The organism is Psychroserpens mesophilus (genome assembly GCF_000826645.1).
Lineage (GTDB): Bacteria > Bacteroidota > Bacteroidia > Flavobacteriales > Flavobacteriaceae > Psychroserpens > Psychroserpens mesophilus.
On the sequence record NZ_JXJP01000008.1, the window covers coordinates 164,878 to 191,169 of the forward strand.

General features: G+C 32.5%; 27 protein-coding genes. 14 read left to right on the forward strand and 13 right to left on the reverse strand.

Translation table 11 applies throughout. From position 1 onward, the window contains the following. Position 1 precedes the first annotated feature (1 nt). The 3 genes from TD18_RS08020 to TD18_RS08030 are packed head-to-tail and all read left to right on the forward strand — an operon-like array spanning position 2 to position 3,599. On the forward strand, positions 2-1,243 hold the full coding sequence (locus TD18_RS08020) for a DUF4350 domain-containing protein (RefSeq protein WP_040251008.1): 1,242 nt from the start codon (positions 2-4) through the stop codon (positions 1,241-1,243). Then, on the forward strand, positions 1,225-2,208 hold the full coding sequence (locus tag TD18_RS08025) for an AAA family ATPase (RefSeq protein WP_040251011.1): 984 nt from the start codon (positions 1,225-1,227) through the stop codon (positions 2,206-2,208). The genes TD18_RS08020 and TD18_RS08025 overlap by 19 nt, the downstream gene beginning before the upstream one ends. Positions 2,209-2,267: 59 nt before the next feature. Then, on the forward strand, positions 2,268-3,599 hold the full coding sequence (locus TD18_RS08030) for a DUF58 domain-containing protein (RefSeq protein WP_040251014.1): 1,332 nt from the start codon (positions 2,268-2,270) through the stop codon (positions 3,597-3,599). Between the two features lie 81 nt (positions 3,600-3,680). Here the strand turns inward: TD18_RS08030 and TD18_RS08035 are convergent, their stop codons facing one another. From TD18_RS08035 to TD18_RS08045, 3 genes are read right to left on the reverse strand one after another with little or no spacing between them, the layout of a single operon-like run. Beyond that, complete coding sequence (locus tag TD18_RS08035) at positions 3,681-5,972, reverse strand: TonB-dependent receptor domain-containing protein (RefSeq protein WP_152611338.1); 2,292 nt, start codon at positions 5,970-5,972, stop codon at positions 3,681-3,683. 5 nt (positions 5,973-5,977) lie between these two features. Beyond that, complete coding sequence (locus tag TD18_RS08040; protein ID WP_052461094.1) at positions 5,978-6,904, reverse strand: FecR family protein; 927 nt, start codon at positions 6,902-6,904, stop codon at positions 5,978-5,980. Positions 6,905-6,960: 56 nt separating this feature from the next. Continuing rightward, positions 6,961-7,473, reverse strand: a complete 513-nt coding sequence (locus tag TD18_RS08045) for an RNA polymerase sigma factor (protein WP_040251019.1) — start codon at positions 7,471-7,473, stop codon at positions 6,961-6,963. Positions 7,474-7,605: 132 nt separating this feature from the next. Here TD18_RS08045 and TD18_RS08050 point away from each other — a divergent pair, with 132 nt between their 5' ends. After that, positions 7,606-9,276 carry a hypothetical protein gene (locus TD18_RS08050; RefSeq protein WP_152611339.1) on the forward strand — a complete coding sequence of 557 codons (1,671 nt, stop codon included), beginning with the start codon at positions 7,606-7,608 and terminating at the stop codon, positions 9,274-9,276. A 72-nt stretch (positions 9,277-9,348) separates the two neighbouring features. Here TD18_RS08050 and TD18_RS08055 read toward each other — a convergent pair whose 3' ends face one another. Further along, on the reverse strand, positions 9,349-9,828 hold the full coding sequence (locus TD18_RS08055; RefSeq protein ID WP_040251023.1) for a Dps family protein: 480 nt from the start codon (positions 9,826-9,828) through the stop codon (positions 9,349-9,351). 101 nt (positions 9,829-9,929) lie between these two features. On the opposite strand from TD18_RS08055, the gene TD18_RS08060 reads away from it, so the two are divergent. Beyond that, positions 9,930-10,868 carry a LysR family transcriptional regulator gene (locus tag TD18_RS08060; RefSeq protein ID WP_040251025.1) on the forward strand — a complete coding sequence of 313 codons (939 nt, stop codon included), beginning with the start codon at positions 9,930-9,932 and terminating at the stop codon, positions 10,866-10,868. A 48-nt stretch (positions 10,869-10,916) separates the two neighbouring features. Here TD18_RS08060 and TD18_RS16995 read toward each other — a convergent pair whose 3' ends face one another. From TD18_RS16995 to TD18_RS08070, 3 genes are all read right to left on the reverse strand, one after another. Beyond that, entirely contained in the window at positions 10,917-11,114 is a 198-nt protein-coding gene (locus TD18_RS16995) for a hypothetical protein (RefSeq protein WP_084205881.1), read from the reverse strand. Between the two features lie 131 nt (positions 11,115-11,245). Continuing rightward, positions 11,246-12,046, reverse strand: a complete 801-nt coding sequence (locus tag TD18_RS08065) for a TIGR00266 family protein (RefSeq protein WP_040251027.1) — start codon at positions 12,044-12,046, stop codon at positions 11,246-11,248. Positions 12,047-12,162: 116 nt separating this feature from the next. Continuing rightward, on the reverse strand, positions 12,163-12,618 hold the full coding sequence (locus TD18_RS08070; protein ID WP_040251029.1) for a DUF4442 domain-containing protein: 456 nt from the start codon (positions 12,616-12,618) through the stop codon (positions 12,163-12,165). Positions 12,619-12,762: 144 nt separating this feature from the next. Here TD18_RS08070 and TD18_RS08075 point away from each other — a divergent pair, with 144 nt between their 5' ends. The 7 genes from TD18_RS08075 (at position 12,763) to TD18_RS08105 (ending at position 19,657) form a co-directional block, all read left to right on the forward strand. Continuing rightward, positions 12,763-13,209, forward strand: coding sequence for a DUF4870 domain-containing protein (locus TD18_RS08075; protein ID WP_040251031.1), 447 nt, complete (start codon positions 12,763-12,765; stop codon positions 13,207-13,209). Between the two features lie 175 nt (positions 13,210-13,384). After that, entirely contained in the window at positions 13,385-13,729 is a 345-nt protein-coding gene (locus TD18_RS08080; protein ID WP_040251032.1) for a PadR family transcriptional regulator, read from the forward strand. Next, positions 13,722-15,503 carry a PspC domain-containing protein gene (locus TD18_RS08085; protein WP_040251033.1) on the forward strand — a complete coding sequence of 594 codons (1,782 nt, stop codon included), beginning with the start codon at positions 13,722-13,724 and terminating at the stop codon, positions 15,501-15,503. Before TD18_RS08080 ends, TD18_RS08085 begins: the two co-directional genes overlap by 8 nt. 88 nt (positions 15,504-15,591) lie before the next feature. Then, positions 15,592-16,083 carry a nuclear transport factor 2 family protein gene (locus TD18_RS08090; RefSeq protein ID WP_040251035.1) on the forward strand — a complete coding sequence of 164 codons (492 nt, stop codon included), beginning with the start codon at positions 15,592-15,594 and terminating at the stop codon, positions 16,081-16,083. Positions 16,084-16,134: 51 nt separating this feature from the next. Continuing rightward, positions 16,135-16,857: a head GIN domain-containing protein gene (locus TD18_RS08095; protein WP_040251037.1), complete on the forward strand. Its 723-nt coding sequence runs from the start codon at positions 16,135-16,137 to the stop codon at positions 16,855-16,857. Positions 16,858-16,965: 108 nt separating this feature from the next. After that, positions 16,966-17,802: a GIN domain-containing protein gene (locus TD18_RS08100; RefSeq protein WP_084205882.1), complete on the forward strand. Its 837-nt coding sequence runs from the start codon at positions 16,966-16,968 to the stop codon at positions 17,800-17,802. A 37-nt stretch (positions 17,803-17,839) separates the two neighbouring features. Further along, positions 17,840-19,657, forward strand: a complete 1,818-nt coding sequence (locus TD18_RS08105; RefSeq protein ID WP_040251039.1) for a M2 family metallopeptidase — start codon at positions 17,840-17,842, stop codon at positions 19,655-19,657. A gap of 78 nt (positions 19,658-19,735) precedes the next feature. Here the strand turns inward: TD18_RS08105 and trxB are convergent, their stop codons facing one another. Next, positions 19,736-20,719, reverse strand: a complete 984-nt coding sequence (trxB, locus tag TD18_RS08110; RefSeq protein ID WP_040251042.1) for a thioredoxin-disulfide reductase — start codon at positions 20,717-20,719, stop codon at positions 19,736-19,738. Between the two features lie 266 nt (positions 20,720-20,985). Between trxB and TD18_RS08115 the strand changes: the two genes are divergently transcribed. Continuing rightward, entirely contained in the window at positions 20,986-21,390 is a 405-nt protein-coding gene (locus TD18_RS08115; protein ID WP_241480656.1) for an arsenate reductase family protein, read from the forward strand. Between the two features lie 97 nt (positions 21,391-21,487). On the opposite strand, the gene TD18_RS17000 is transcribed toward TD18_RS08115, so the two are convergent. The 5 genes from TD18_RS17000 to TD18_RS08140 form a co-directional block, all read right to left on the reverse strand. Next, a complete protein-coding gene (locus TD18_RS17000; protein WP_040251046.1) occupies positions 21,488-21,646 on the reverse strand; it encodes a DUF1328 family protein in 159 nt (52 codons plus the stop codon). A 104-nt stretch (positions 21,647-21,750) separates the two neighbouring features. Continuing rightward, positions 21,751-22,467, reverse strand: coding sequence for an SOS response-associated peptidase family protein (locus tag TD18_RS08125; RefSeq protein ID WP_040251049.1), 717 nt, complete (start codon positions 22,465-22,467; stop codon positions 21,751-21,753). A gap of 127 nt (positions 22,468-22,594) precedes the next feature. Further along, positions 22,595-23,044: a ferritin-like domain-containing protein gene (locus TD18_RS08130; protein ID WP_040251053.1), complete on the reverse strand. Its 450-nt coding sequence runs from the start codon at positions 23,042-23,044 to the stop codon at positions 22,595-22,597. Positions 23,045-23,216: 172 nt separating this feature from the next. Next, positions 23,217-24,296, reverse strand: a complete 1,080-nt coding sequence (locus tag TD18_RS08135) for a DNA topoisomerase IB (RefSeq protein ID WP_040251937.1) — start codon at positions 24,294-24,296, stop codon at positions 23,217-23,219. A gap of 9 nt (positions 24,297-24,305) precedes the next feature. Continuing rightward, the gene (locus TD18_RS08140) at positions 24,306-24,740 is read right to left on the reverse strand and encodes a hemerythrin domain-containing protein (RefSeq protein WP_040251940.1); all 435 of its coding nucleotides are present in this window, start codon (positions 24,738-24,740) and stop codon (positions 24,306-24,308) included. 456 nt (positions 24,741-25,196) lie between these two features. Between TD18_RS08140 and TD18_RS08145 the strand changes: the two genes are divergently transcribed. Then, positions 25,197-26,240 (forward strand): helix-turn-helix domain-containing protein, encoded by a 1,044-nt coding sequence (locus TD18_RS08145; protein ID WP_040251055.1) that lies wholly within the window; start codon positions 25,197-25,199, stop codon positions 26,238-26,240. The last annotated feature ends 52 nt before the right edge of the window (positions 26,241-26,292 follow it).

The following is a 26,292-nucleotide window of genomic DNA, read 5'->3' on the forward strand; positions in this document are numbered from 1 at the left end:
TGTGAGCAAAAAGGTAAAATTTTATATCGTCTTAACAGCAGTGGCAATCTTCGGAATTGTACTCATGGAGTATTCCAAGCCTAAACAGGTGAATTGGTTTACCTCGTATGCGAAGCATCATAAAATCCCGTTTGGCACTTATGTCTTCAACGAACAACTGGAACGATTGTTTAGCCATTCTGAAATTATAAACCTTGAAACACCTCCTTATCTCAATCTATCTCAAACTGATTCGATAAATGGCACGTATGTGTTTATTAATAATACCATTCAATTTGGCAATACTGAGCTAGACAGGTTGCTCGATTGGACCTCTAAAGGTAATACGTTATTTATAGCTTCAGAAGACTTCGAAGATCAGCTTTTAGACACTTTAAACCTAGACATAGACATCATTAGTATTTTTGAAGTAGAAGGTGATACGTTTCAATTTCAGCTTAGTAACCATCTTTTAGACACAACAACAGTCGCTTTTGACAGGACTAAATATGTGTCCCATTTTAATAAAATTGACACGCTTAACACCAAAATAATTAGCACAGTAAAAGGCTTTAAATTTGATGAGGAAGCTGAGGATTCTACGATAACTGAAACACCTATAAACTTTATAAGACAACCTTTTGGAGATGGTACAATATATTTAAGCACATTTCCTCAAGCCTTTACAAATTACTTCATTTTAAATAGTCCGAATCAAAATTATACTGCAGGAATAATGTCGTATATAGACCAATCTAAACCTATATATGTCGACCATTATTACAAATCGGGCAAATCGTATTATACGTCACCAATGTACATAATGCTTAATAACAAAGCACTAAAATGGGCTTATTACATCATGCTTATAGGCGTTGTAATTTATATTATTTTTGAAGGAAAACGCAAACAAAGAGCAATTCCTATTGTTAAACCGCTTCGTAATCAAACCTTAGATTTTACAAGAACTATTGCCAATATGTATTATGAAAAAGGAAAGCATTATGAGATAGCACAACATAAGATTCAGCATTTTTTAGAATATATCAGAACACATTTACACTTAAGCACTACAATTATTGATGATGAATTTTTGAAAAACCTTGCTGCTAGAAGTAACAATAGTGTAGATGACACAAAACACCTGTTTACGACTATTGCAGAATTTGATAAAAACACCAGACTTAACAACATACAATTAGAGCGATTAAATGAGCTCATTGAAACTTTTAAAAGTAATAACTCATGGAAGAAAAAGACCTAGATTTTAACAATAGAATTCCTTTAGAGGATTTAAAAAATGCTGTTGATAGCATAAAGCACGAACTACGTAAAGTTATTGTTGGTCAAGATCAATTTGTAGAATTATTGATTGTCGCACTTTTAGCTGACGGACACGTATTGATTGAAGGTGTACCTGGTATTGCAAAAACCATTACAGCGAAGTTATTTGCTAAAGTTTTAAAAACTAATTTTAGTCGCATTCAATTTACTCCAGATTTGATGCCTAGTGATGTTTTGGGAACTTCAATCTTAAACATGAAAGACTCTGAATTTGAATTCAAGCCAGGACCAATTTTTTCAAATATCGTACTTATTGATGAAATCAACAGAGCTCCTGCAAAAACTCAGGCAGCACTTTTTGAAACTATGGAAGAACGTCAAGCAACTATTGATGGTAAAACATACAAATTTGAAGCTCCTTTTATGGTCTTAGCCACTCAAAACCCAATCGAACAAGAAGGAACGTATGCTTTACCTGAAGCTCAATTAGACCGATTTATTTTTAAAATTAAAGTGGACTATCCTAGTTTAGAAGATGAAATAAAAATCATTGAATCACATCACAAACGTCAGGGCAAATTACCTCAAACACTAATTGAACCTGTCTTAGACACCAAAAGCCTTGAAGACTATAAAGCAAAAACACAAGCCATTGTTGTTGAGGAAAAAATCATCAAATACATCGCAGAAATCGTTTCTAAAACCAGAAACCATCCACATTTGTATTTAGGTGGTTCACCAAGGGCTTCAATTTCGATATTAAATACAGCTAAAGCATTTGCAGCTATAAACGGACGAGATTTTGTGATTCCTGAAGATGTAAAAAAAGCCGTTGATCCAGTTTTAAATCACAGAATTATTTTAACTCCAGAACGCGAGATGGAAGGCATGACCACAGAGCAAGTGATAGAAATGATTGTTCAATCTGTTGAAGTCCCTCGTTAAGCGTTGTTTGGTGTTAGAAATAAAATATCAATCTAAAGACATACCTGTTAAAATATAAAATGAAATTCCTGAAGTCAATATACATTCATAAGCAATTCTACATCTATTTAGCTGTAGTTTCGGTGTGCTTTCTAGTGTCTTACTGGCTTCCTCTTTTATATCCAATTGCCTGGATTCTTGCAATTGTATTGACAGTTCTTCTTTTTACCGACATTCTTCTACTCTATCGCTTTAAAAAAGCCTTTTCTGCACGACGCTTATTACCTGACAAACTTTCTAATAGTGACGAAAATGCTATTCCACTAACCTTAAATAACCGTTATCCGTTTCAGATTTTTGTAGATGTCATTGATGAGTTACCCATTCAATTTCAAAAACGGGATTTTTCATATAAAATTAGTTTAAAACCAAATGAACATCATGATTTTATTTATGATGTACGACCTGTGGAACGTGGTGAGTATGTTTTTGGAAACCTAAACGTTTATATTTCTACCAGATTACTTATTGTGAAACGTAAATACCAGTTTCAAAATGAACAAATGGTTCCTGTTTATCCGTCATTCATTCAAATGCAGAAATATGATTTTTTAGCTATAGGAAATCATCTCACGCAAATCGGACTCAAAAAAATACGACGAATTGGCCATACTTCAGAGTTTGAACAAATAAAAAATTATGTCGTTGGTGACGACTACAGAACCATCAACTGGAAAGCTACAGCTAAACAAGCGCAATTGATGGTAAATCAATTTCAGGATGAAAAATCACAACCTATCTACTCTGTTATTGATACTGGACGTGTGATGAAAATGCCTTTTAATGGTTTAAAGCTTTTAGATTACTCTATAAATTCGGCTTTAGCTTTTAGTAATGTAGCTTTAAAAAAACATGATAAAGTAGGCTTAATAACGTTTTCAAAAAACATTGAGCATGTTCTTCCTGCAATTCATAAATTAACGTATCTGAATAAGATTTTAGAAGCCTTATACAGCATCAATACCCAGTTTAATGATAGTGACTACGGGTTGTTATATGCACAAATCAAACGAAAAGTAACACATCGAAGTTTGTTATTGCTTTACACAAATTTTGAACACATAAGCGCCTTAAAACGTCAATTACCTTACTTACAAGCCATTTCAAAAAAGCACATGTTAGTGGTCATTCTTTTTGAAAATACGGAGTTAGAAACACTGATTTCTTCAAATGCTGAAGACATACAAAGTATATATCACAAAACCATAGCTGAAAAATTTGCTTATGAAAAACGACTCATGGTCAAAGAACTTCAAAAACACGGCATTCAGAGTATTTTAACTGCTCCTGAAGAATTAACCATCAATACGATTAACAAGTACTTGGAGATTAAGGCAAGAGGATTGTTGTAATATTTTTGAGTTGTTAAGACAAAAGGCTAAGCTTTTCGACTGTGCTCAAACTGACGCTATAAATGCCAATCTAAAATCGTTTTACCAATACAATCGAAACATAAGGTTAGGTGTAAATCCTATGGAGAATTTATCAATCACTTCAATCTCATTATTAAAGTCATTGTTTCCGAAATATTCTCTACTTATTAGATTATTCTTATTGTAAACATTCCTGATTGAAAGTCCGATCTTACCTTTAATTCTAGAGTTTTCCGAAAAACTGAAACTATAGGTTGAAGAAAAATCCAGACGATGGTAATCTGGCAAACGCTTGGTATTAATTCCATCATTAAATTCAAGTCCATCAGCACCAAGAGTCGATGGTGTATATGGTTTTCCTGTTTGCCATCGCCAACCTAAAGCCACTTGAAAATTTGAAATTTTATAACTCAATGATGTTGCTACAGAATGAATCACATTTGATCTTGATGTAAATGCATTGTTATTATTCAGGTTACGATAGGTGCTTTCCGAATTATTAAATGAATAACTCACCCAAGAGTTGAACCCATTAAAGCGTTTTCGTAAAAACACATCAACACCATAACTATTTTGCTCGCCTAAATTGAACTGACTGTTTTGCGGATTCAAAAAACCCAATGACAAGGCTGTTATATTGTCTAAAGTTTTATAGTAATTGTCGATATCGATTGTCCATCCATTATTGGTATAAATGAACCCTAAAGACACTTGCTTACTGTTTATAATTGGAAAATCGTTACCATTTGCCAATCGCCAGAGTCTGTTCTCTAAAGATAAATCGCTAATTACTGTTTCATCAATTTCACTGATGATTTGATTTTTAATCTCACCAGAAACCTGAAGTTTGACATTCTTAAATAATGGCTTGAATACTAAGAGTCGAGGTTCAAAACGATAGGCATTTAACTCATCAAAATAAGTTGCTCTTGCACCAATAGACACATCAAATAATTTCGGATTTCTATAATCGTATTGCGCATATAAACTGTGGGTTTGCACTACAGATTCATCCTGATCTAAAATAAATTCCAGATTACTTGTGTTTTTAAAAATATAACCAACATCCTTAAGCACATATTGATATCCTAAAGTCAGAATGTTATTTGAATTAATTGTTTGCTCAAACTCTGTTGAAACTCCAGAATCGAAAATTAGATTTCGCTTTTCAAAATGCGATGTTTCCTCATTAGCTTCAGAAGTGATGTAATTATAATCCAGTTCATAATCTGAAAAGAAGGCTGAAGTCATTTGCTTTAGGTTAGCATTCCATTGTGTATTCCAACCTAAACTATAACCTCTGTTTGTAATCGACATACGATCATTAAATGATTGATTTGTCTGAGAATTATTTACTGTGTAATCCAACTGATTATCAATTGAAATTATACTCGCAAACATGCTGTTATTTTCGTTTGGTTTATAATTTAATTTGATATTAAAATCTAAAAAACTGAAATCATTACCAGGATTATTTCCATTTGCAATTTTAGTACTCTCAAATACTTTATCTGCCAGTCTATCAAAAGTAACCGACTGATATAAATTGGTATAACTTGATCTCACAGAGGCTTGAACACCTAATTTTTCTTTAACAATTGGTACGTCTAGATAAGCATCAGCATTTATACCATTAAATCCGATTTGAGCTTTTAAATCATCTTCAATAGTTGAATTGGTAGTCATTGAAATCACACTCGAAGCACGTTCTCCATATCTTGGATGTGAACCTTTATTGATGAAATTCACATTTTTAGTCGCATTAGGATTGAATGGAGAAATCATTCCGAACAGATGCCCTTTATGATAGATATTTATGCCATCCCAAATGAGTCGGTTTTGATCCATCTTTCCGCCTCGAACTAAAAACCCAGAAGCTGTTTCGTTCGGACTCACAACACCTGGTAATAATTGAATACTTTCTAAAACATCTGGCTCTGTAAGTCCAGGTAAAATACCAAGATGTGTTGGATTGATTTGGTACGAACCATCTTTGCGTTTTGAAATACCTTTGGCTAAATAACTATTGACAATTACTCTATCTAATTCTTGAATATTAGCTTCTTCATTGTTATTATAAACAATGATGTACCTATTGTCTAAAACTTCAAATTTAAGGCTGGTTTGTATTTCAATTTCTGAAAGCACCTCCTTTAAAGAGCGTTTTTCCCGTTTTAGAGTTACAGTTTTTTCCCCTAAAACAGAATCGTAATATGAAAAACGAACGTCATAAACCTCTTCAATAGTTTCAAAAGCTGTTTGTAAAGGAGTTGAATTGAAACTCATATACAATTTAGCCTCTTCTTGCGAAAAGGCTAAATGTGGTAAAACTACCAAAAAGCAAATAATCAATTTTTTCACTTTAAGTTCAAATAAATGTTTCCTTTTTCTTTTTCAAAATATTGTATCTGTAAAGATTTAAAAACTGTTTGCAATGCAGTGTCCAAATTTTCATGAGTAAAACTACCCGTATAAATAATATTTGTATCAATAGCATCTGAATGAATATCAATATTGTATTGCGATTCTAAAGCTGAAATGACATAGATCAAAGGCACACTTTTAAAACTACTTTCGCCATGAATCCAACTCGGATTAACATCAGGATTATTCCATGTTTCGATAGCATTTCCGTTGATTCGTCTCACAGAATTTGCAGGCAATAACATATAAGTTTCATCTTTAATAGCAACGCTTACTTTTCCTTCAAAACAAACCACTTCAAAGTAATCATTAACCGTGTTGACGTTAAATTGTGTTCCTAAAACCTGAACCTTGCCATTTTCGGTTTCTACAGTAAAGGTGCTTCCTTTTTTAACTTTAAAATAAGCCTCTCCTTTTAGTTGAAGTTTACGATTAGTTTCCCAGTTGTCTTCGTTGTAAGTTAAGGTAGATTTGGAGTTCATAATAACTTCAGAACCGTCTAACAAAGCAATGGTTTTTTGTTCACCATAACTGGTTTCAATGCTTACCATATCATTTCCGAGAATTGAAAATAATCCGAAAAACAACACAATAGACGCTGCAATACCAATTAGCCATGGATTGGTATGTAATTTACGAACGTTTCCTTTTTTATTGGAAATCTGCTCTTGAATTTTAGCAAATGATGTTTCAGTAGAAGCCTCTAAACCATCATAAATTTCAAGACCTTTTCTGATTTTTAAAAACGACTTGTAATCGTTTTCAGAAACCAATGCTTTGAGCTCAATATCTGAGAGTTCTCCTTCCAGCCATTGTGCTAAAAAGGTATCATTTGTATTATGTGATTCTTTATCTTTCATGGTTTTCTAATAATATGACAACTGGATGATACAAAACCCTACTTTTAATTACAATTTTATACATGACCAATATGTTCTCTTATGACCAACAAAGCTGAATGCATTCGTTTTTCGACCGCTTTAATAGAAATACCAAGAAGCTCAGCAATTTCCTTGTACTTCTTTTTTTCAATTCTATTTAGCAGGAACACTTCTTTTTGTTTTTCAGGTAGCGAATTGATCGTACGCTCTAACTTATCCATAAACTCCTTTTCTAACAGTATAAATTCGGGAGTTTCATTGGTTTGCTGATTTGAAATACCTTCACGATGTTTTCTTACGACTTTTTCATGTTTTATGGTATTTAAGAATGTGTTTGTAGCTACAGTAAACAAATAGCTTTTGGCTTTATTATAATTAACCTTACTACAGTTATCCCATAATTTTATAAACGTGTCTTGCAATATGTCTTCAGCCTGATCAAGATCCTGAGTTTTAAAAAAAATAAAACGTCTTAAATCCTTAGCGTACATTTTGTAGAGCGCTTCAAAAGTTTTTGAATGGCAAATATTTTGTTGATCTTTAGGCATTGGCTGTGTTAGAAATCGATGTTTCAAAACTAACTAAAAAATAATTAGAGAAAAAAGTAGGGTATTTTTTTTAAGCGTTGTCTTAGTTATGATTAATCGCCAAAAAAATACATTAACCATAAAATTTCTATGATGAAAAATTTTAAATTAATACTTATAAGTTTTGCTATGATTGCAGGCTTATTTACATCCTGTTCTAATAACGATTCTATAGTTGAAGAGCAAAATATTGATAAAACTGAAGCTATAACAGAATCCCTAAACCGACTTGCACAACAATTTAATGCTCAAGGCGATGTCATTCCATCGGCAAACCCATCGGGAAATATTGTATTTGATTACTGTTTTGATTTTGTGTATCCATTAAACTTATCATATAATAATGGCACTACAGTAAGTGTAAGTAGTTTAGACGATTTGATTACAATTTTAATCAATTCAACAAACGATTTATTCATTGATGGCGTTGAGTTTCCATTTCATGTTGAAACTTATAACGGTTCTGGAGCTATTGAAATAGTGACTATTAACAATGAAAATGAGTTTTATGATTTGTTAGAAAGTTGTGATTTTGACTCGGTTAACACCTGCGAATGCTATGAAGTATTTGATCCTGTTTGCGTTGAAATTCAAGCTCCTGATGGTGAAACATTCACAATAACATATCCGAATGAGTGCTATGCCTTGTGTGATGGATTTACACCTAATGATTTTATAGAAAATTGTGTCAATGATTATAACAATCCTGGTGGGAATAATTGTTTTGAATTTGTGTTTCCATTAACAATAGTTACTAATGAAAATGTAACTATTACCGTAAATTCTCAGGCTGAATTAGACAATGCCCTATACAATGCTTACTATTTTGATTTTGTATATTCATTTGATGTTGTTGTAAATGATGAACTATTAACCATTGGAAATGAAGAAGCGTTTATAGCACTTTTAGAGTATTGCGACAGTAATGGTGGCTGTCCATGTCCTGGAGTTGTAGAGCCAGTGTGTGTTGAAGTTGAATCTCCGAGTGGAAATATCGAAATTATAACATTTTTAAATGCTTGTGAAGCCGAATGCGAAGGGTTTACAGAGGCAGATTTTGTAGATTGTGAAACTCAACAAGGACCATGTAATGAGCAAGAAATTATTCAAAATTTAATTGAATGCACATGGCTTGCAAATACAAGTTTATTAAACAATATTATTGGATATGAGTTTAATATTGATGGCACTTTAATGCTAACAACTAACACAGGATCTAATGAGCCTATTAATGGTACATGGAGTATTGAGACCAATACTGGCACTGGCGAAGTCTATATGTTTTTTGATTTACCAGAACCATACAATGTAGTATCAGATTTAGACTGGACTGTAACGGTTTGTGAAGCAAATGGCGTATTAATTTTAGAATCAGGAGATGAATCGATAATTTTTACACAAGATTGTAATGTGAATAATCCAGGTGAATGTAGTGAGCAAGAATTATATGCTAATTTACTGCAATGCAACTGGTATATGAATACAAGCCTTTATGATACTGTAAATGCCGAATTAGCACAATTTTTTCAAAGCGGAATTATAGAGATTACAAGTGAAGGAACAAATCAAACGGTTGGTGGTGACTGGTGGTTGACATCAAATCCATCACAAGGATTTATTTTAATGTCATTTAATATTACAAGTTCACCATATAATGAATTTTCGCAATACGACTGGATTGTAACTGAATGTAATGAAGGCTATGTTTTCTTGACATCTGCTGATGGCAATGAATTTATCCAGTTTGAACGGTTTTGCAATTAAAAAACTAATAAATTTTAAAAAAATAAGCCCTTTGAAACATCTCAAAGGGCTTATTTTATTTGCGATTATTCTTTAAACACTTTCACCTAACCAGGCTTTCATCATCCAAACTGTTTTTTCTTGTTCGGTTATGAAATCACTCATCATAGAATTCGTTCCTTCATCATTGGCATCATCTGAAGCTGAAAGAATTTGTCGTTCTATTTTTAAGAGCTCAGTCAACGATTCAACGATTAATTTCACTGCTTTTTCATCTTCAGAAACATTTTTTCCAACTGGAACTTTTGCTGCTTTTATGTAATCATCAAAGGTGTGTAATGGCGTTTCACTCAACGTTAAAATACGCTCAGCGATTTCATCTACTTTTAAATTAGCATCAGTATATAATTCCTCAAATTTATTATGCAAATCAAAAAAACGTTTCCCCTTAATATTCCAGTGGATTCCTCTTAAATTTTGATAATAAATTTGAAAATTAGCTAACAAATGATTTAAATCGTTAGCGATTGCTTTTGACTTGTTGGTATCTAAACCTATACTATTTATTTTCATGTCTTATTGTTTTTGTTAATACAAATTTAAAAAAAGATTAATTAAATTAATTATAGTTTTTATGAATAGTATTTATATCTTTATAGTCTAAATGAATAGATATGACTATAACACAGTTAAATTATGTTTTAGCAATAGCGGAACATAAAAATTTTACCAAAGCAGCAGAGAAATGTTACGTTACGCAACCTACATTAAGCACTCAAATACAAAAACTAGAAGACGAATTAGATGTTTTAATTTTCGATAGGAGTAAAAAACCTATTGAGCTTACAGATGTTGGAAGAAAAATAGTACTTCAGGCTAAGAATATTGTTGATGAATCTGAGAGGATTCAAGATATAGTAGATCAACAAAAAGGCTTTATTGGTGGCGAATTTAAACTTGGTATTATTCCAACAGTAATGCCAACGCTTTTGCCAATGTTTTTAAAAGCATTTATTAAAAAATATCCTAAAGTTAAGCTCAAAATTGAAGAATTGACCACCGAAGAGATTATAGCTAGACTTAATGATGGACATTTAGACGCTGCCATTGCTGCTACACCTTTAGTTTTTGATACCATCAAAGAGCGCGTGTTATATTATGAACCTTTTGTAGCCTATGTTCCTAATGACCATCGTCTCTTTAAAAAGAAAAAATTAGAAACTGAAGATTTAGATATTGATGATTTGCTTTTATTAGAAGATGGACATTGCTTTAGGGATGGTGTCATTAATCTTTGTAAATCCTTTAAAAATCACACAGATGATTCGTTTCAGTTAGAAAGTGGAAGCATTGAAACCCTAATCAAATTATCAAATGAAGGTTTAGGAATGACTTTGTTGCCATATTTACACACTATGGAATTGAACGATAAACAACAAGAGAAACTTCGTCATTTTAACGACCCATCTCCTGCTCGGGAAGTGAGTCTCATTTATCATAAAAATGAATTAAAGATGCAAATTATAGATGCCTTGCACAACGTCATCTCTGGTATTATACGAGGTGCTATTACTTTTCAGAATGTAAAAATTATTAGTCCGTTACCAAAATAAAATTTTGAAAACATCGCATAAAAAAAGCGACTCGTGAGTCGCTTTTTTCTATGGTTTTAGTAATATTAAACATTGATTTAATTCTGGATTCTGTAGAATCAAAGATTTGATGTAAATCTTAAGCTCTTCAATTTCGTATGGTAACAAACGACTAAGTGCTTTTTTTAATTCTCTACAGAACAACGTACTGTCAAAACTCACTTTTGCAAGTACTGTTTTGGTGTACTCGAACATTGCTCTTGCCATTTTTTAATTGGGTTTAGGTTTAGTTAAGTAGAAGTGTATATAGGCTTTTTGTTTATAATTACATTTTAAATTTAGTAAAAAAAATCAATGTTTCAACGTTCTAAACAAAAATTTAACAGAAACCTAGAACTCTAAAACCTATTATCGCCATCTAATAAATCGCCTAAACCACCTAAAATACTGCCTTCACCTTTATCTTTACCTCCACCTCTAGGTGCTGATGCTAATACGCGTCCTGCCAATCTGCTAAACGGTAAGGATTGAATATAAACTGTTCCTGGTCCTTGTAGTTTTGCAAAGAATAAACCTTCACCTCCAAAAACTGTGTTTTTTATGCCTCCAACAAATTCAATGTCATAATCTACACCTTGAGTAAAACCAACCAAACAACCTGTATCGACTTTCATCGTTTCTCCTGCTTGCAATACCTTTTTTGCCATCGTTCCTCCAGCATGCACAAATGCCATACCATCACCTTCCAGCTTTTGCATGATAAAACCCTCTCCTCCAAATAAGCCTCTTCCTAATTTTTTTGAAAATTCAATCCCAATACTAACACCTTTTGCTGCGCATAGAAATGCATCTTTCTGGCAAATGAACTTTCCTCTAAATTCGGTTAAATCTATAGGTATTATTTTACCTGGATAAGGCGAAGCAAAAGACACATTTCGTTTTCCTGTGAAATCATTATAGAATGCTGTCATGAATAAACTTTCACCTGTTAAAATTCGCTTACCAGCGCCTAAAATTTTTCCGAAGAATCCAGAATCTTTTTGTGATCCGTCCCCAAAAATAGTTTCCATTTTAATGCCGTCGTCCATCATCATAAAACTTCCTGCCTCGGCAACAACGCCTTCTTGTGGATCAAGTTCAATCTCTACAAATTGCATTTCTTCGCCGTAAATTCTGTAATCTATTTCGTGTGATGTCATAATTATAACTATTTAATTGTTGATTTGCTTATATGTTGAATTCTTTCAGATTTTGTTACAAATCGCTTCAGATTTAAATTAAATAAATTGCTACGTTCTTTGTCCTCGTAAAAACATTATGATTTTAATTTTATACTCCATTCAAAATTAAATTCTGAAACCTGATCGCCATTTTTATTTATCCCTTTCGAATTTAAAAGTATGGTTTGCCCTTCTCCTGTTTCAATAGCTTTTGCAATTGTCGCATCAATAGCTTTACCTTGATTGCAGGTAAACTGTATTCGGCCAGTAGCCTTTTTAGTGTAGGTTGCATTATTACTGGTCACTAACATTGACATTTTTTGTCCGCTAGATTTAATTTTAGTCATTACTAAAGCTCCAGTAGTTAATTCGGCTGCCATGCCTTGAACAGCCCAAAACATCGAGTTAAACGGATTTTGATTAATCCATCTATGCTTTACTGAAACAACACAAGCGTCATCAGTTAGCGACTTTGTACGCACACCACAAAAAAAAGCTGATGGCAATTTGAATACTAAAAATGTATTGAGTTTTCTTGGCGAAATGTTCATGTTTATTGGATATTTCAGCTAAAATATTGAAAATAATCCATATCTCAATTTGTTAATATTATGTTAATTTTAAGTACTATGCGTAACATAATACCTTCTTTTAGACATATATTTGTATAAGAAATTACTATATGTTTTAAAATCATGCTAGACAACCATCAGAAAAACATCGCAACATTCATTCATTTATCAACCTTTACAAGGTTTATAATACCTTTTGGAAATTTCATAGGCCCAATTGTATTATGGATGGCAAATAAAGAAAAATCAGAATTTGTAGATACTCACGGTAAACAAGCCATTAACTTTCAAATGAGTATACTCCTTTATGCACTTATTTTGGGCATACTAACTGTACCCTTTTTTATTTTTAATGTCTTTAGTTCATTTAACTTTATTGATATAGACCTCTTTGAGGGCATTCATTTCAATATTTCAGAACCTTCGCCTCTATTATATATTGGTGGCGGATTAGGAGCGCTTGCCGTTATAGGTTTTATACTCGAACTTGTTTTTATAGTAATTGCGAGCCTCAAAGCAAGAGATGGCGAAATGTATCATTATCCCTTAACTATAGACTTTTTAAAATAAATCAATCTTTCATCAAACAATCATCAATTATCAATCATCAATCAAAAAATGAACAGTTTATTAAAATTTAATCGCTTTAGAATATGACAAGAGCATCATCACACGCATTGTTAAACAATCTAAATGTCTCAAATGCAAACGGCATAAGACCTTTAAAAAATATTAGAAAACACTTATGAAAATAGAAAACACAAAAGCACAAATGCGAAAAGGCGTTCTTGAGTATTGCATATTATCGGTCTTAAAAGATGAGGATGCGTATGTAGCAGAAATCTTAGGAACACTTAAAGACGCAAAGTTGCTTGTTGTAGAAGGTACCATTTATCCGCTACTAACAAGACTTAAAAATGCTGGATTACTCAATTACCGTTGGGAAGAATCCACATCAGGACCACCAAGAAAATATTACGGACTTACAGAAACGGGACAACTGTTTTTAAAAGAACTCAATGGCACTTGGACCGAATTACAAAATGCAGTTAACCTAGTAACCAGACAAAAATCAAAAAATAATGAATAAGACAGTCAACATAAATTTAGCAGGTATATTCTTCCATATAGATGAAGATGCATACTTAAAACTACAACGCTATCTTGAGGCTATAAAACGTTCATTTACAGACTCTCAAGGTCAATCTGAAATTATTTCAGACATAGAAGCACGAATTGCAGAATTATTTAATGAGCGTGTTCAAAACGAAAAGCAAGTCATTAGAATCAAAGAAGTTGATGATGTCATCTCAATTATGGGACAACCAGAAGATTACTTAGTTGACGACGAGATTTTTGAAGATGAGCCTAAACAGTCTTACCAAAAAAAGGCGAATTCAAGACCTTCAAAAAAATTCTATCGCGACACGGACAACTCATATATAGGAGGTGTTTCGTCAGGATTGGCTCACTATTTTGGAATTGATCCAATTTGGATTCGTTTGATCTGGATTTTATTAATCTTTGGCGCTGGCACAGGTGTTTTGCTTTATATCTTATTATGGATTTTAGTTCCTGAAGCTAAAACAACTTCAGAAAAACTAACCATGACTGGAGAGCCTGTAAACATTAGCAACATCGAAAAAAAAATTAAAGACGGCTTTGATAGTGTTTCGCAAACAGTATCTGACACAGTCAAAAATGTAGATTTACCCAAACAAGGGCAAAAAATTAAATCCTCATCAAAAACGTTTTTTGATACTATTGGCGACATTATCATGTTCTTCTTTAAAGTGTTTGCAAAATTTATTGGCATCATTTTAATAATAGTTGGAGCGGCTACTTTAATCTCATTACTAATATTTTGTTTAAGCTTAGGAGCCATTGATATTGTTCATTTTCCAGGACTCGATCTTTTTGAAGCCGCAAATGCAGCTAACACACCTGTTTGGTTAATATCATTAATTGTATTATTTGCTATTGGCATACCATTTTTCTTTGTGTTTTACTTAGGATTAAAAATTCTGATTAATAACTTAAAATCGATTGGAAATGTGGCAAAATTCACCCTTTTAGGCCTTTGGTTAATGGCTATCATAGGAAGTGTTGTAATTGGCGTAAGACAAGCTAGCGAACATGCCTATGATGCCACAATTAGCAAAAAAGAACAGCTTAATATAAGAGCCAATGACACACTTACACTTGCTGTGGTTGGAAACACCTTATATAGCAGACAATTTGGTAGACATGGAAGTTCCTTACGCGCTGTTTACGATGAAAATGATGAGAAACTTATCTACAGCAGAGATGTTAGATTAATAGTTCGTTCTACTAAAGATTCGGTAGCTTCCATATACGTAGAAAAAACAGCTGAAGGCAGAAATTATAAAGAGGCCAAACTTAGAGCCCAAGAGATTAATTATAGTTACAACCTAAGCAATAAACGACTTGAAATAGACGGTTTTTTAACCACTAATTTTGAAAACAAATTTAGAGATCAAGAAATAGAAGTCATTCTTTATCTTCCTGAAGGTACTGTTCTATATGCTGAAGAAAACACCTATTCGTACCATCGAAATTCAAGTTATTATAATGACATTTTAGATAATGGCATGGAAAATCAATATCTAGAAATCATTAACAACGGAGTCAGATGCTTAGATTGTCCGGCAGATGAAGAGTTTGAGTTAAAAGTTGATATTAAGGATGACGAAAGCGGACTCAAAATAGATGACGACGGTATTGAAATGAAAACCCAGGACAGCAGCTTGAAAATTGACGAAAATGGCATTAAAGCTAAATCTGATAATGTCAATGTTAATATTGACGATAATGGTATTGAAATCACATCAGACGATAATTAACAATTCAGCATTATAAATCAACAGTTCAGGTATTTCAGTTTTGAAAATCAACGTAAAACTGGAATATTTGAATCATCAATCAAAATCAATGAAAAAATCAACATGTATTGTATTAAGTATCTTCGGAATTTTAACCAACCTAAATGCACAAATTTCAACAAATTCCGAAGTATTTAGTACTCTAAAAGCTAAAGATAGCTTACTGTTTGAACGTTCTTTTAACAACTGTGAAACACAATACCTTGAACAGCTAATTGCTCAAGATTTTGAATTCTATCATGACATTTCTGGAATTATCAATGCGAAAGATGAATTCATCCAGATTATGAAAAGTGGTATTTGCAACTCAAATAATTCAACCAAATCCAGACGAGAATTAGTTGAAGGCAGTTTAGAAGTTTTCTTATTAAAAAACAACGGAAAAGTTTATGGAGCCTTGCAAAATGGAGTACACAAATTTTTTGAAACCACTAATGGCAACACAGTTCCAGGAAGTATTGCAAAGTTTTCTCATCTGTGGATTATTGAAGATGGAAGATGGTTTCTCAAACGGGTCATTAGTTTTGACCATACCATGTGATCAAAATATAAAGTAAATCAATCAAAAACCAACACATTAAAACAATCAATCATGACAACATTAGTAAAAATTATCGTAACAACACTTTTAGGTGTGTTACTTGTGTCTTGTAACTTCGATTTAAATTTTGGAGTTAAAGGCAATGGCAATGTAACTACAACAGACAGAGCATTAAATGGCGAATTTAGCGCTATAGAAGTTAGTAGAGGTTTAGATGTATATTTAACACAGGGAGACACCGAAAGCATTAGAGTTCAGGCTGATGAAAATCTACAGGAAATTATAGTCGTGGAGATAGAAAATGGCGTCTTAAATATCTTTGCTGAAGAAAACATAAGTTCAGCTGCATCTAAAAAAATAATGGTCAGCTTTAAAAATATTGACAGGATATCTACCTCTAGTGGAAGCGATGTTATTTCTACAACTATCATAAAGGCAAACGATCTTGAAATTTATACCTCAAGTGGTAGTGATGTAGAACTTGAAGTTGACGTTGAAAATCTCATTTGTGAATCCTCTAGTGGAAGCGATATCAAATTATCAGGAAGTACTAATACGTTTAGAGCGGAAGCATCAAGCGGAAGCGATATAAAAGCTGGTAATTTGAAAGCCGTTAAAACCAGAGCGGAAGCAAATAGTGGAGCTGATATTACCGTAAACACTTCAGAAGAATTAACAGCCAGCGCCAATAGTGGTGGCGACATTAGATATTATGGAAATCCTGATAAAGTCGAAAAAAACGACGGTCCATCTGGAAGTATTACTAAAAGATAATACACTAAAAATCAACTAACCAACTTGTTTTTTTAAACCATTTCGAACTCAGTTAAGAGTTTGGGATGGTTTTTGTTTTATATTTGTTATAACACTTAATTTATACGAATGAAAAACATTACCTTATTTCTACTCATTACTTTTGGTTTGAATACCATAGGTTTCACCCAAGATACCGAAAAAGTAAAAGGAGATAGAAATGTAACAATTAAACAAACTTATGTAGACCCATTTAATACCATTGTAGTTGGTGAAGATTTTGAAATTGAATTGTATTACAACAGTAAACCTTCTGTCGAAATTGAAACGGATGATAACTTACACCAATACATTAATATTGAAGTTATCGATAGTGTGCTCACTTTTAAAACGACGACAGACATTAGATCGAGAAAGGAACTTAAGATTAAAGTCAATTATAGCAACGGCTTCTCTCATATTGAAACTCGGGATAATGCCGAAATCAGATCGTTAACTTCACTTGAGCTTAAAGATGCTAGCCTAAAATGCTCAGGTGCTTCAAAAGCTTACCTCAATATAAAAGCTGGTAATTTTGACTTTATGAGTTTGGATAAAGCTAAAGTAAAACTCAACTTAACTGCAACTAAAACGAAACTGGAATTAAGTGATAATTGCAAATTAGATGCGCTCATCAATTCTAAAGAAACAAAAGTAGATTTATACCAACGTGCTAACATTGACATAGAAGGTACTACAGATAATCTTCTTTTAACTACTGATAATAATGCACAATTTAATGGTAAGGATTTCACTTCAAAAACCTGTACAGCCATATGCGAATTTGCAAGTGATGCCTACATTGAAGCTACCGAAACTATTACTATTGATGCCTCAGGTTCTAGTGAAATTTATTTATACGCTAACCCTAAAATTACAATCAATACATTTATGGATACTGCTAAACTTCAAAAGAAAGAAAAATAATCCAATATCAACTAACTTAAACTCAAACTAATTTAAAATGAAGAAAACAATTTTATTAATGACTGTTTTAATTACAGTTTTTTCATGTAAACAAGACGCAAAGACTACAGAAGTGGCTTCAGCTTCTAAAGAGGAGGTACAAGCCTTTTTAGATGATTATACAGCGTCATTTACCAAATTATATTATAATTCTGCTTTGGCAGAATGGGATGCGAATACAAGAATTGTAGCTGGTGACACGACCAATGCCTATAAGGTTCAAAAAGCCAATGAAGCATTTGCTAAATTTACTGGAAGCACAGAGGTTATTGAAAAGACGCGTAAATTTCTTGAAAGTAAAAACAATTTAGACATCGTACAAGTGCGACAGCTAAATACTATTTTATATGCTGCTGCTAACAATCCTGAAACAGTTTCAGATTTAGTAAAAGAACGAATTACTGCTGAAAATGCTCAGAATGAAATGTTATTTGGATACGATTTTAAGGTTGATGGAAAATCGTTAACTACTGGAGATATTGATAAAGTGCTACGTGAATCGAATGACGAAGCAGAGCGTCTAAAAAATTGGGAAGCTTCTAAAGAAGTTGGAAAAGGTTTAAAAGACGGTTTAGAAAACTTAAGAAAGTTACGTAATGAAACTGTGGGTGCTCTCGGATATGATGATTATTTCTCATACCAGGTTTCTAGTTATGGTATGTCTCGACAAGAAATGCTTGAGGAAATGAATAAAATGGTTAAGGAAGTTTGGCCTTTATACCGAGAATTACATACTTGGGCGCGCTATGAACTAGCAGAAAAATTTAAAGCTGACGTGCCAGAATACCTTCCAGCACATTGGCTACCTAATCGTTGGGGACAAGATTGGAGTGCTATGGTTACTGTTGAAGGTTTAGATATTGATGCTGCTTTAGCTGATAAAGATCCTGAATGGATTGTGAAGGAAGGAGAAAACTTTTATAAGAGTATTGGTTTTGATCCATTACCTGCAAGCTTTTATGAAAAATCAAGCATGTATCCATTGCCTACTGATGCACCTTACAAAAAAAACAACCACGCCTCTGCGTGGCATATGGATCTAGAAAACGACCTACGTTGTTTAATGAGTGTTGAGCCTAACGCAGACTATTATGAGACTATTCACCATGAATTAGGTCATATTTACTATCATCAAGCCTATACCAATCCAAATGTTCCACCATTACTCCGTGAAGGCGCAAATCGTGGTTACCACGAAGCTATAGGTAGTTTACTTGGTTTTGCTGCCATGCAAAAACCATTTTTAGCTGGTAAAGGTTTGGTGGATGCAGATGCAAAAATTGATGAAACTCAAAACCTCTTGAAAGAAGCCTTGAGTAACATTGTATTTTTACCATTTTCTGCTGGTGTAATGACCGAATTTGAAAATGCTTTATATGCTGAAAATTTACCTAAAGATCAATTTAATAAGAAATGGTGGGAATTGGCTAAAAAGTATCAAGGTATGGTTCCTCCTACAGATCGTGGTGAAGAATTTAATGATGCTGCTTCTAAAACACATATCAATAATGATGCTGCTCAATACTATGACTATGCAGTATCTTATATTTTACTCTTTCAATTTCATGACCATATTGCTAAAAACATCTTAAAACAAGATCCTCATGCCACCAACTACTTTGGAAGTAAAGAAGTAGGAACCTTTTTAAGAGGTGTGCTAGAAACTGGTGCTAATAACGATTGGAGAGAATTGCTTAAAGAAAGTGTTGGTAGCGAAATGAGTGCAAAGCCAATGTTAGAATATTTTGAGCCTCTTATGGGTTATTTAAAAGAGCAAAATAAAGGGAGAACTTACACGCTTCCTGAAACTTTATAGTCTTACTTAATATCATAAAAAAGTGCCTAAAGAAATTCTTTAGGCACTTTTTATTTTTATAATAATCTAATACATCTTCTAATTGTAAGTTGATGTACTCACTTCAAAATTTGAATCTTTAGCCGCTAAATAACGTTCAGCATCCAAAGCTGCCATACAGCCTGTTCCAGCAGCCGTAATAGCTTGTCTATAAACATGATCTGCGGCATCTCCACTAACAAAAACACCACCGACATTTGTTTTACTTGTACCAGGAACTGCATTGATGATATATCCTGTTTCGTCTAAATTTAAAAAGTCTTTAAAAATATCCGTGTTTGGCTTATGACCAATGGCCACAAAAAATCCAGTTGCCGGAATCTCATGCGTTTCTTTGGTTTGATTATTTACCACGCGTACTCCAGTAACCACTTGACCATCACCTAAAACCTCATCCGTTTCTGTATTATAAAGTATTTCGATGTTCTCTGTATTTTTAACACGAGCAGCCATGATTTTTGAAGCTCTAAATTCATCACGTCTTACTAACATGGTCACTTTTTTACAAAGTTTTGATAAGTAGTGAGCTTCTTCACAAGCACTATCTCCTGCTCCAACAATAACAACCTCTTGATTTCTATAGAAAAATCCATCACAAACTGCACATGCAGAAACACCTCCACCAAGTTTTAAATATTTCTGTTCAGAATCTAAACCTAAATACTTAGCTGATGCTCCTGTTGAAATGATTACTGTATCACAATGAATTTCTTTAGTGTCGTTAACCCAAACTTTGTGTATATCTCCTGAAAAATCTACTTTAGTAATCCATCCATCACGAATATCTGTCCCAAATCGGGCAGCCTGATTTTGTAATTGAATCATCATTTCTGGCCCAGTAATGCCATCTGGATATCCTGGGAAATTTTCAACATCATTAGTCGTTGTTAATTGTCCTCCTGGCTGTGTTCCTTGGTATAAAACGGGATGCATGTTTGCTCTAGCAGCATAAATAGCAGCAGTATAACCTGCTGGTCCTGAGCCAATAATTAGGCATTTTACGTGTTCAATTGTGTCTGACATATGTTTTTTATATAGATATAAAATATTTAAATATTATTGTTTTAGCATCTCTAAAACCATTGACTTGTAGCCATCAACTTTAAATTTTAGATGTTCTAAATACTTAAACAAAAGTAGAAATTTTGATAGAAACCTTACATAGAAGTTATCAACAGTTACTATAAAGACATTGAGAGTTTCTATGTATTGAGTTAACTTTTAATAGATATCAGTCAACACACTTTTAAAACTAAACTTATTTTTAATTAAACGAAAAATAAATGGGAATGATTTCAACAGACAAAAACATGATTAAGTTATATTACAGTTCTAAATCATCAATAGGAGAGCAAACATATTCATATTTAAATGCATCATTTAAAGACATATTGGCAATAGATATTACCAAAACCAATGTCACTGGAAGTCAGTGGAAAGACATGGCTGAAAACCTTGGTGTTACTATTGGTGATTTGATTGATAAAGATCATCCTGATTTCACCAAATCGTATGATGACAAAACTAATCTTGATGAAACTGACTGGATTAAAATTTTAAATAAAAGTCCAGAAGTATTAGTAAATCCGATTGTTATTTTAGGAGAGAAGTATATGCAAATCAAAAACCCTTCGGGTATAGAGAAAAAATTAGAGGCGAATAGTAAAGGAATTGATGAGAAGAATCCTATTTAAAATTCATTTTCTAAAATTTATAAAACTTAAAAAAGGCATAAATTGAAATATTCAAATTATGCCTTTTTTTTATTGAGATTATATTAATAAGGTGTCTTTATTTCATAACACTCTTTAATAGAGAAATTACTACTAATACCAAAAATATATAAAATATAATTTTAGCTATTCCGGCAGCAGCACCAGCTATTCCACCGAATCCTAAGACTGCAGCTATAATTGCGATTATTACAAATGTGATTGTCCAACGTAACATAATGATTGTGTTTTAGTTATTAGAAATGATTTTCATTTCTTTGATATAAATATCTATTAAAATTAGCAGTTTACTTAGCTCATATGGACTTTACTTTAACCTTTTCACTGTAAATGAGAATGTTCACCAATACTTTGATAATTATCATGGTCTAAAATCTTTTCAAAAACATGATTACGCTCATAAAACTCCTCTTTAATTGGATGCGACATGAAGTCTGGTGCGTCGTGATTTTGAATTAATTTTACTAATTCAGCATTACTTTTACCTTGTGATAACCAATTATTATAATCTGATTTCTTAAACGTTAGTGGTCTTTTTTTACCCAAATGAGGAATTTCATTTAAGCTTGAACTGAAATTCACGACCAATAACGAACATGTTAAAAACCCATCATTTAAAGTGTTATAAATCCCAGCGATACAAAACGGTTTATGATCTCTTAAATGAATGTGAAACGGCAATAATTTACCATTATAGATCCTAGCAGTAAAAAAACCATTGACAATAATTAAGCACCTTCTTCTAGAAAATGCTTCAGAATACATGATTTCGTCTGAATCTAATTCGTTAACATTAGTATTTAAGGTATTCGTAATATTTTGAAAACGATCCCAGTCATCGTCATAATCTTCAGGTAATATTCCCCAAATAGCGTAATCAATAATCTTAGGGTTATCAGCTGTTAATATTGTCAAATTTGATTCGACTGTTCCATCAATAATTGCTCTAGGCTCGTATAATTTTGGAAATCTAAACTTCGCATCGAAATCATTTTCTATGGCATTTAAATTAGAGGTATCAGAGAGTTTATAAAACATTTTTTATTTAAAATAAATCATTTGCATATAAACCTGTTAACTCATATCCTATTAAAATGTATGCATATCAAAAAACACCTCTATCGAGGTGTTTTTTATCAAATAATACAACTGAATGATTGTTGTATTATCTTAAATCTTCTAATGTTTTGATATTGGACAAGCCGTTTTCAATTGTACTTTTTTGAGATGTTAATAGAGTCTTCGTTGAAGTCGGTAAAGTTGTTTCACTTAAGACGTCATTATACTCTTCAATTGCAGATTTTTCACCTCTTATTGCTTCTTCTAACATCGATTCTTCATCGTCTGATGAGAATAATGACTTCACATCCATCCACGCTCTATGAGCTTTTCCTGTTAAACTTCCACCTTTATCTACATCTTGATTAAATGCCTTAATCTCTGATTTTAATTCATGTCCGAAATTATAGCGTTCCTGAGCCTTTTGATTGAAATAAGTCTTCAAGGCTGTGTGCTCAACATTTTCAGCAGCTTTTTTAAATCCTTTTTCTGCATCGTATGTTTTCTCTAATAATTCGTTTAATTTTTTTCCTACATTTTCAGTATAAGTTCCCATTATATAATTTTATTTTAGTTTAACAATAGTTTTATTTTCTGATGCCTATTGATTTACATCAAGGTTACTAAAAACCTTTTACTTTCATTACTAAAGTATAATACTTTGATGACTTCAGTTGATGCGTTCAATTGAAAAATTGACGTTATCAGTTTTATAGTATAATTGACCATTATACTTTTGGAGAATATCCCTTTATCAGTTCTAATACAGATATTTCAGTTGGTGTTAAATGACCAGAAGTAATAGGGTTTGTTTTAATTTTAGTAAATACATCATGAAGCGTATTCGTTTCGTAAGATTCTACCAAAATTGGATGCACGTAATATTTACGACATACATTTCTAGTATTACCAAGTGCGTTCGCTGTGACGTCAAATGCAGATAGGATATTGTCTTTTATTTCCTTATCTGATGTTGGTCTATCATAATCCATTAAGGCCTCAAAAAAAATAACGCTGGCAGACCAGGTTCTGAAATCTTTAGCAGTAAAATCTTTTCCGGAAATTTCTTTTAAATACGCATTAATCATCCCACTATCAACTTTATGTTTTTCTCCAGATTTGTCATAAAACTGAAAAAGTTCCCAACCCGGAATTTCTTCACATTTACTAACTAACTTAATGAGATTCTTGTTTCTAAGTGTAATGCTATGCGCTTTGCCCTTTTTACCAACAAACTCAAATCGTAATCGATCTTTATACAAATGAACATGCTTTGTCCGTAAAGTTGTTAAACCATACGTTTTGTTCTTTTTCGCATAGTAACTGTTACCGATTCTAATATGAGTTTCTTCCATGAGCTTTACTACTAAGGCCATCACCTTCGTTCTCACCCACGCGTTCTGAATAATATCTTTTTCTACCTGATTTCTTATTTTCGGAAGTACTTCTCCGAACTCGGCCATTCTAAAAAACTTGGTTTGGTTCTTGATTTTATTCCACTTAGGATGATAACGGTATTGCTTTCTAGATTTTGCATCTCTACCTGTAGCCTGTAGATGACCGTTTGGCAAAGAAGAGATTTTTACATGTTCCCATGCTGGTGGAATCACTAACGCATTAATTCGTTCGAGATCTTGATCTCTAGTGATAAATTTACCGTTTTGAATATAACGAAACGTATCCCCTTTTTTCTTTCTAAGAATTGACAGTTGATGCGAATTAACATAAACCAAATCTAACTTCTCAATAACCGACTCCGGATGTTTATCGAGTCGTTTGATCAAAGATGCTGTAAGTTTCTGTTCCACCTCCAACTACTATCTGTGAGAAGACATATAACTATTGTAATCGGTTGCCAAACTTGTTTTTTGGCTTTCATTAAGCACCTTACCTGATAATTGAAAAAATTTCTGTTCTTCATCTTCAAGGTGGTGCTCAACTTTATGTTTCAAATCTTTAGCAGTTTTCAACCATGCAGAAGAGTCATAGTCGGTTTCTTCTAATTTCTCAATAAGTTCATCAATTTCATGATGTTCGGCTATACCATGGCGAGCTTTGTCTTGCATCATGTCAGAATCTATTAGTGGTTTATAATAATGTCGCTCCTCAGCATCAGCATGAACCTGCAATTCTTTCTTTAATGATTGAAATATCTCATCGCGCTGTTTGGTATCTCCAGATGTTTTAATAAGTTTTTCGAGTAAGTCCCTTTGGATATCATGATCTTTTCTAATGGCTTCAAAAATGTTCATTTTAATTCGTTTTAAATTAATAATAATGGTGTAATAAGTGTGTTTAAAAAAAACCTCAGCAACTTTTTGGTCACTGAGGCCTAACCAACCAATGTATATTATAAATGAAGAATTATTCATAATAACATAAGTAAAATTAAGATTTGTAGCATGTAAAGTTGCGCTTTATCGATTTAAATGTTAATTCAATAAGAAACCCAGGAATTAATTTCTCATAACTAAACTCCTTTCTAAACAAACAATACGTTTATATTATCTAAGAATTCAAGAACATATGATGATAAAACAAAAAAGTTCGTATGCCATATCACTTGTGATAGACATCCGTTTAGGATATTATTAAATAAGCTACTTATATAACTTATTAAAAATGACTAAAAAGGTGGTATCTTTACATCCTGATTTCTATTTAATAATTTGAATACCAGCAACTAATAGCTGAAAACCCAACCAAATATGACAACTATTGAAATTACTTCAGATGGCCCTAAAGATACGCTTCGACAAATCCAGGACGTCATTGGTGGTGAGATTTCTGAAAAATGGAACAAATACAGTTTAATTGTTAACAATGAACATGCCTTTGGAACTATAAAGTATGTTCCGTTTGATTGGGGCGTGAATTTGATAAATTTTGATATAAAATTTTCTCAAGATATTACCTTAAAAATTAAGGCTGGCGACTTTAATCCTATTCGTTTTATATATAATTATGAAGGATTCTTCAATCATCGATTTGGCATTGATAATGAAAATAGACGTATCGACCAATTTCATTCTTTAATATTTACCAATAAAACTGGAGGCTATAATCATATTCATTTACCAAAAAATGAAAAATTAGAAATCATCGATATACAAATTATTAGAAAGCATTTCCTTAAAAAAAGAACTACAAATACGTCCCTTTTAAATAAACGACTTTATGAGATTTTTGTTGATACTGATCACGAAAACAGATTTGCTCACCATGGCGCATTAAATTTGAAAATGGCTGATTTTGTAAAAAAAATGAAACAGATCAAATCTAAAGGTATGGTAAAAGTATTAAAGATAGAGGCCTTAGTTTATGAAATGCTATCAATGCACATTCAACAACACAATAAGTTTCATAAAGGAGTACAGCTACCAACTTCACTAACCAAATCAGAATTAAAAATCATTAGACGCCTTGGTAATAAAATCATTAAAAATCATTCGTTTAATTATTCTTTAGATCAATTATCTATAGACTCTGGATTATCTCAGGCAAAGCTTCAGGACGGATTTAAATTCCTTTATACTAGAACCGTTACAGAATACATTAGACATGTAAGACTTGAAGCTGCGCGAGACTTAATGAGTAGTGGTGATTTAAATGTTTCTCAAGTTGTCTATAGTATTGGCTTTACAAGTAGAAGTTATTTTTCTAAAATTTTTAAAGAAAAATATGGTATAACTCCAAATGAGTACAGAAAAAATGTGCTAAATAGTTTAATTACAGATCAATCTGTTGCATAAAAAAACCTTAATCAAAACTTGATTAAGGCTCATTTGAAAGTGATTACTATTA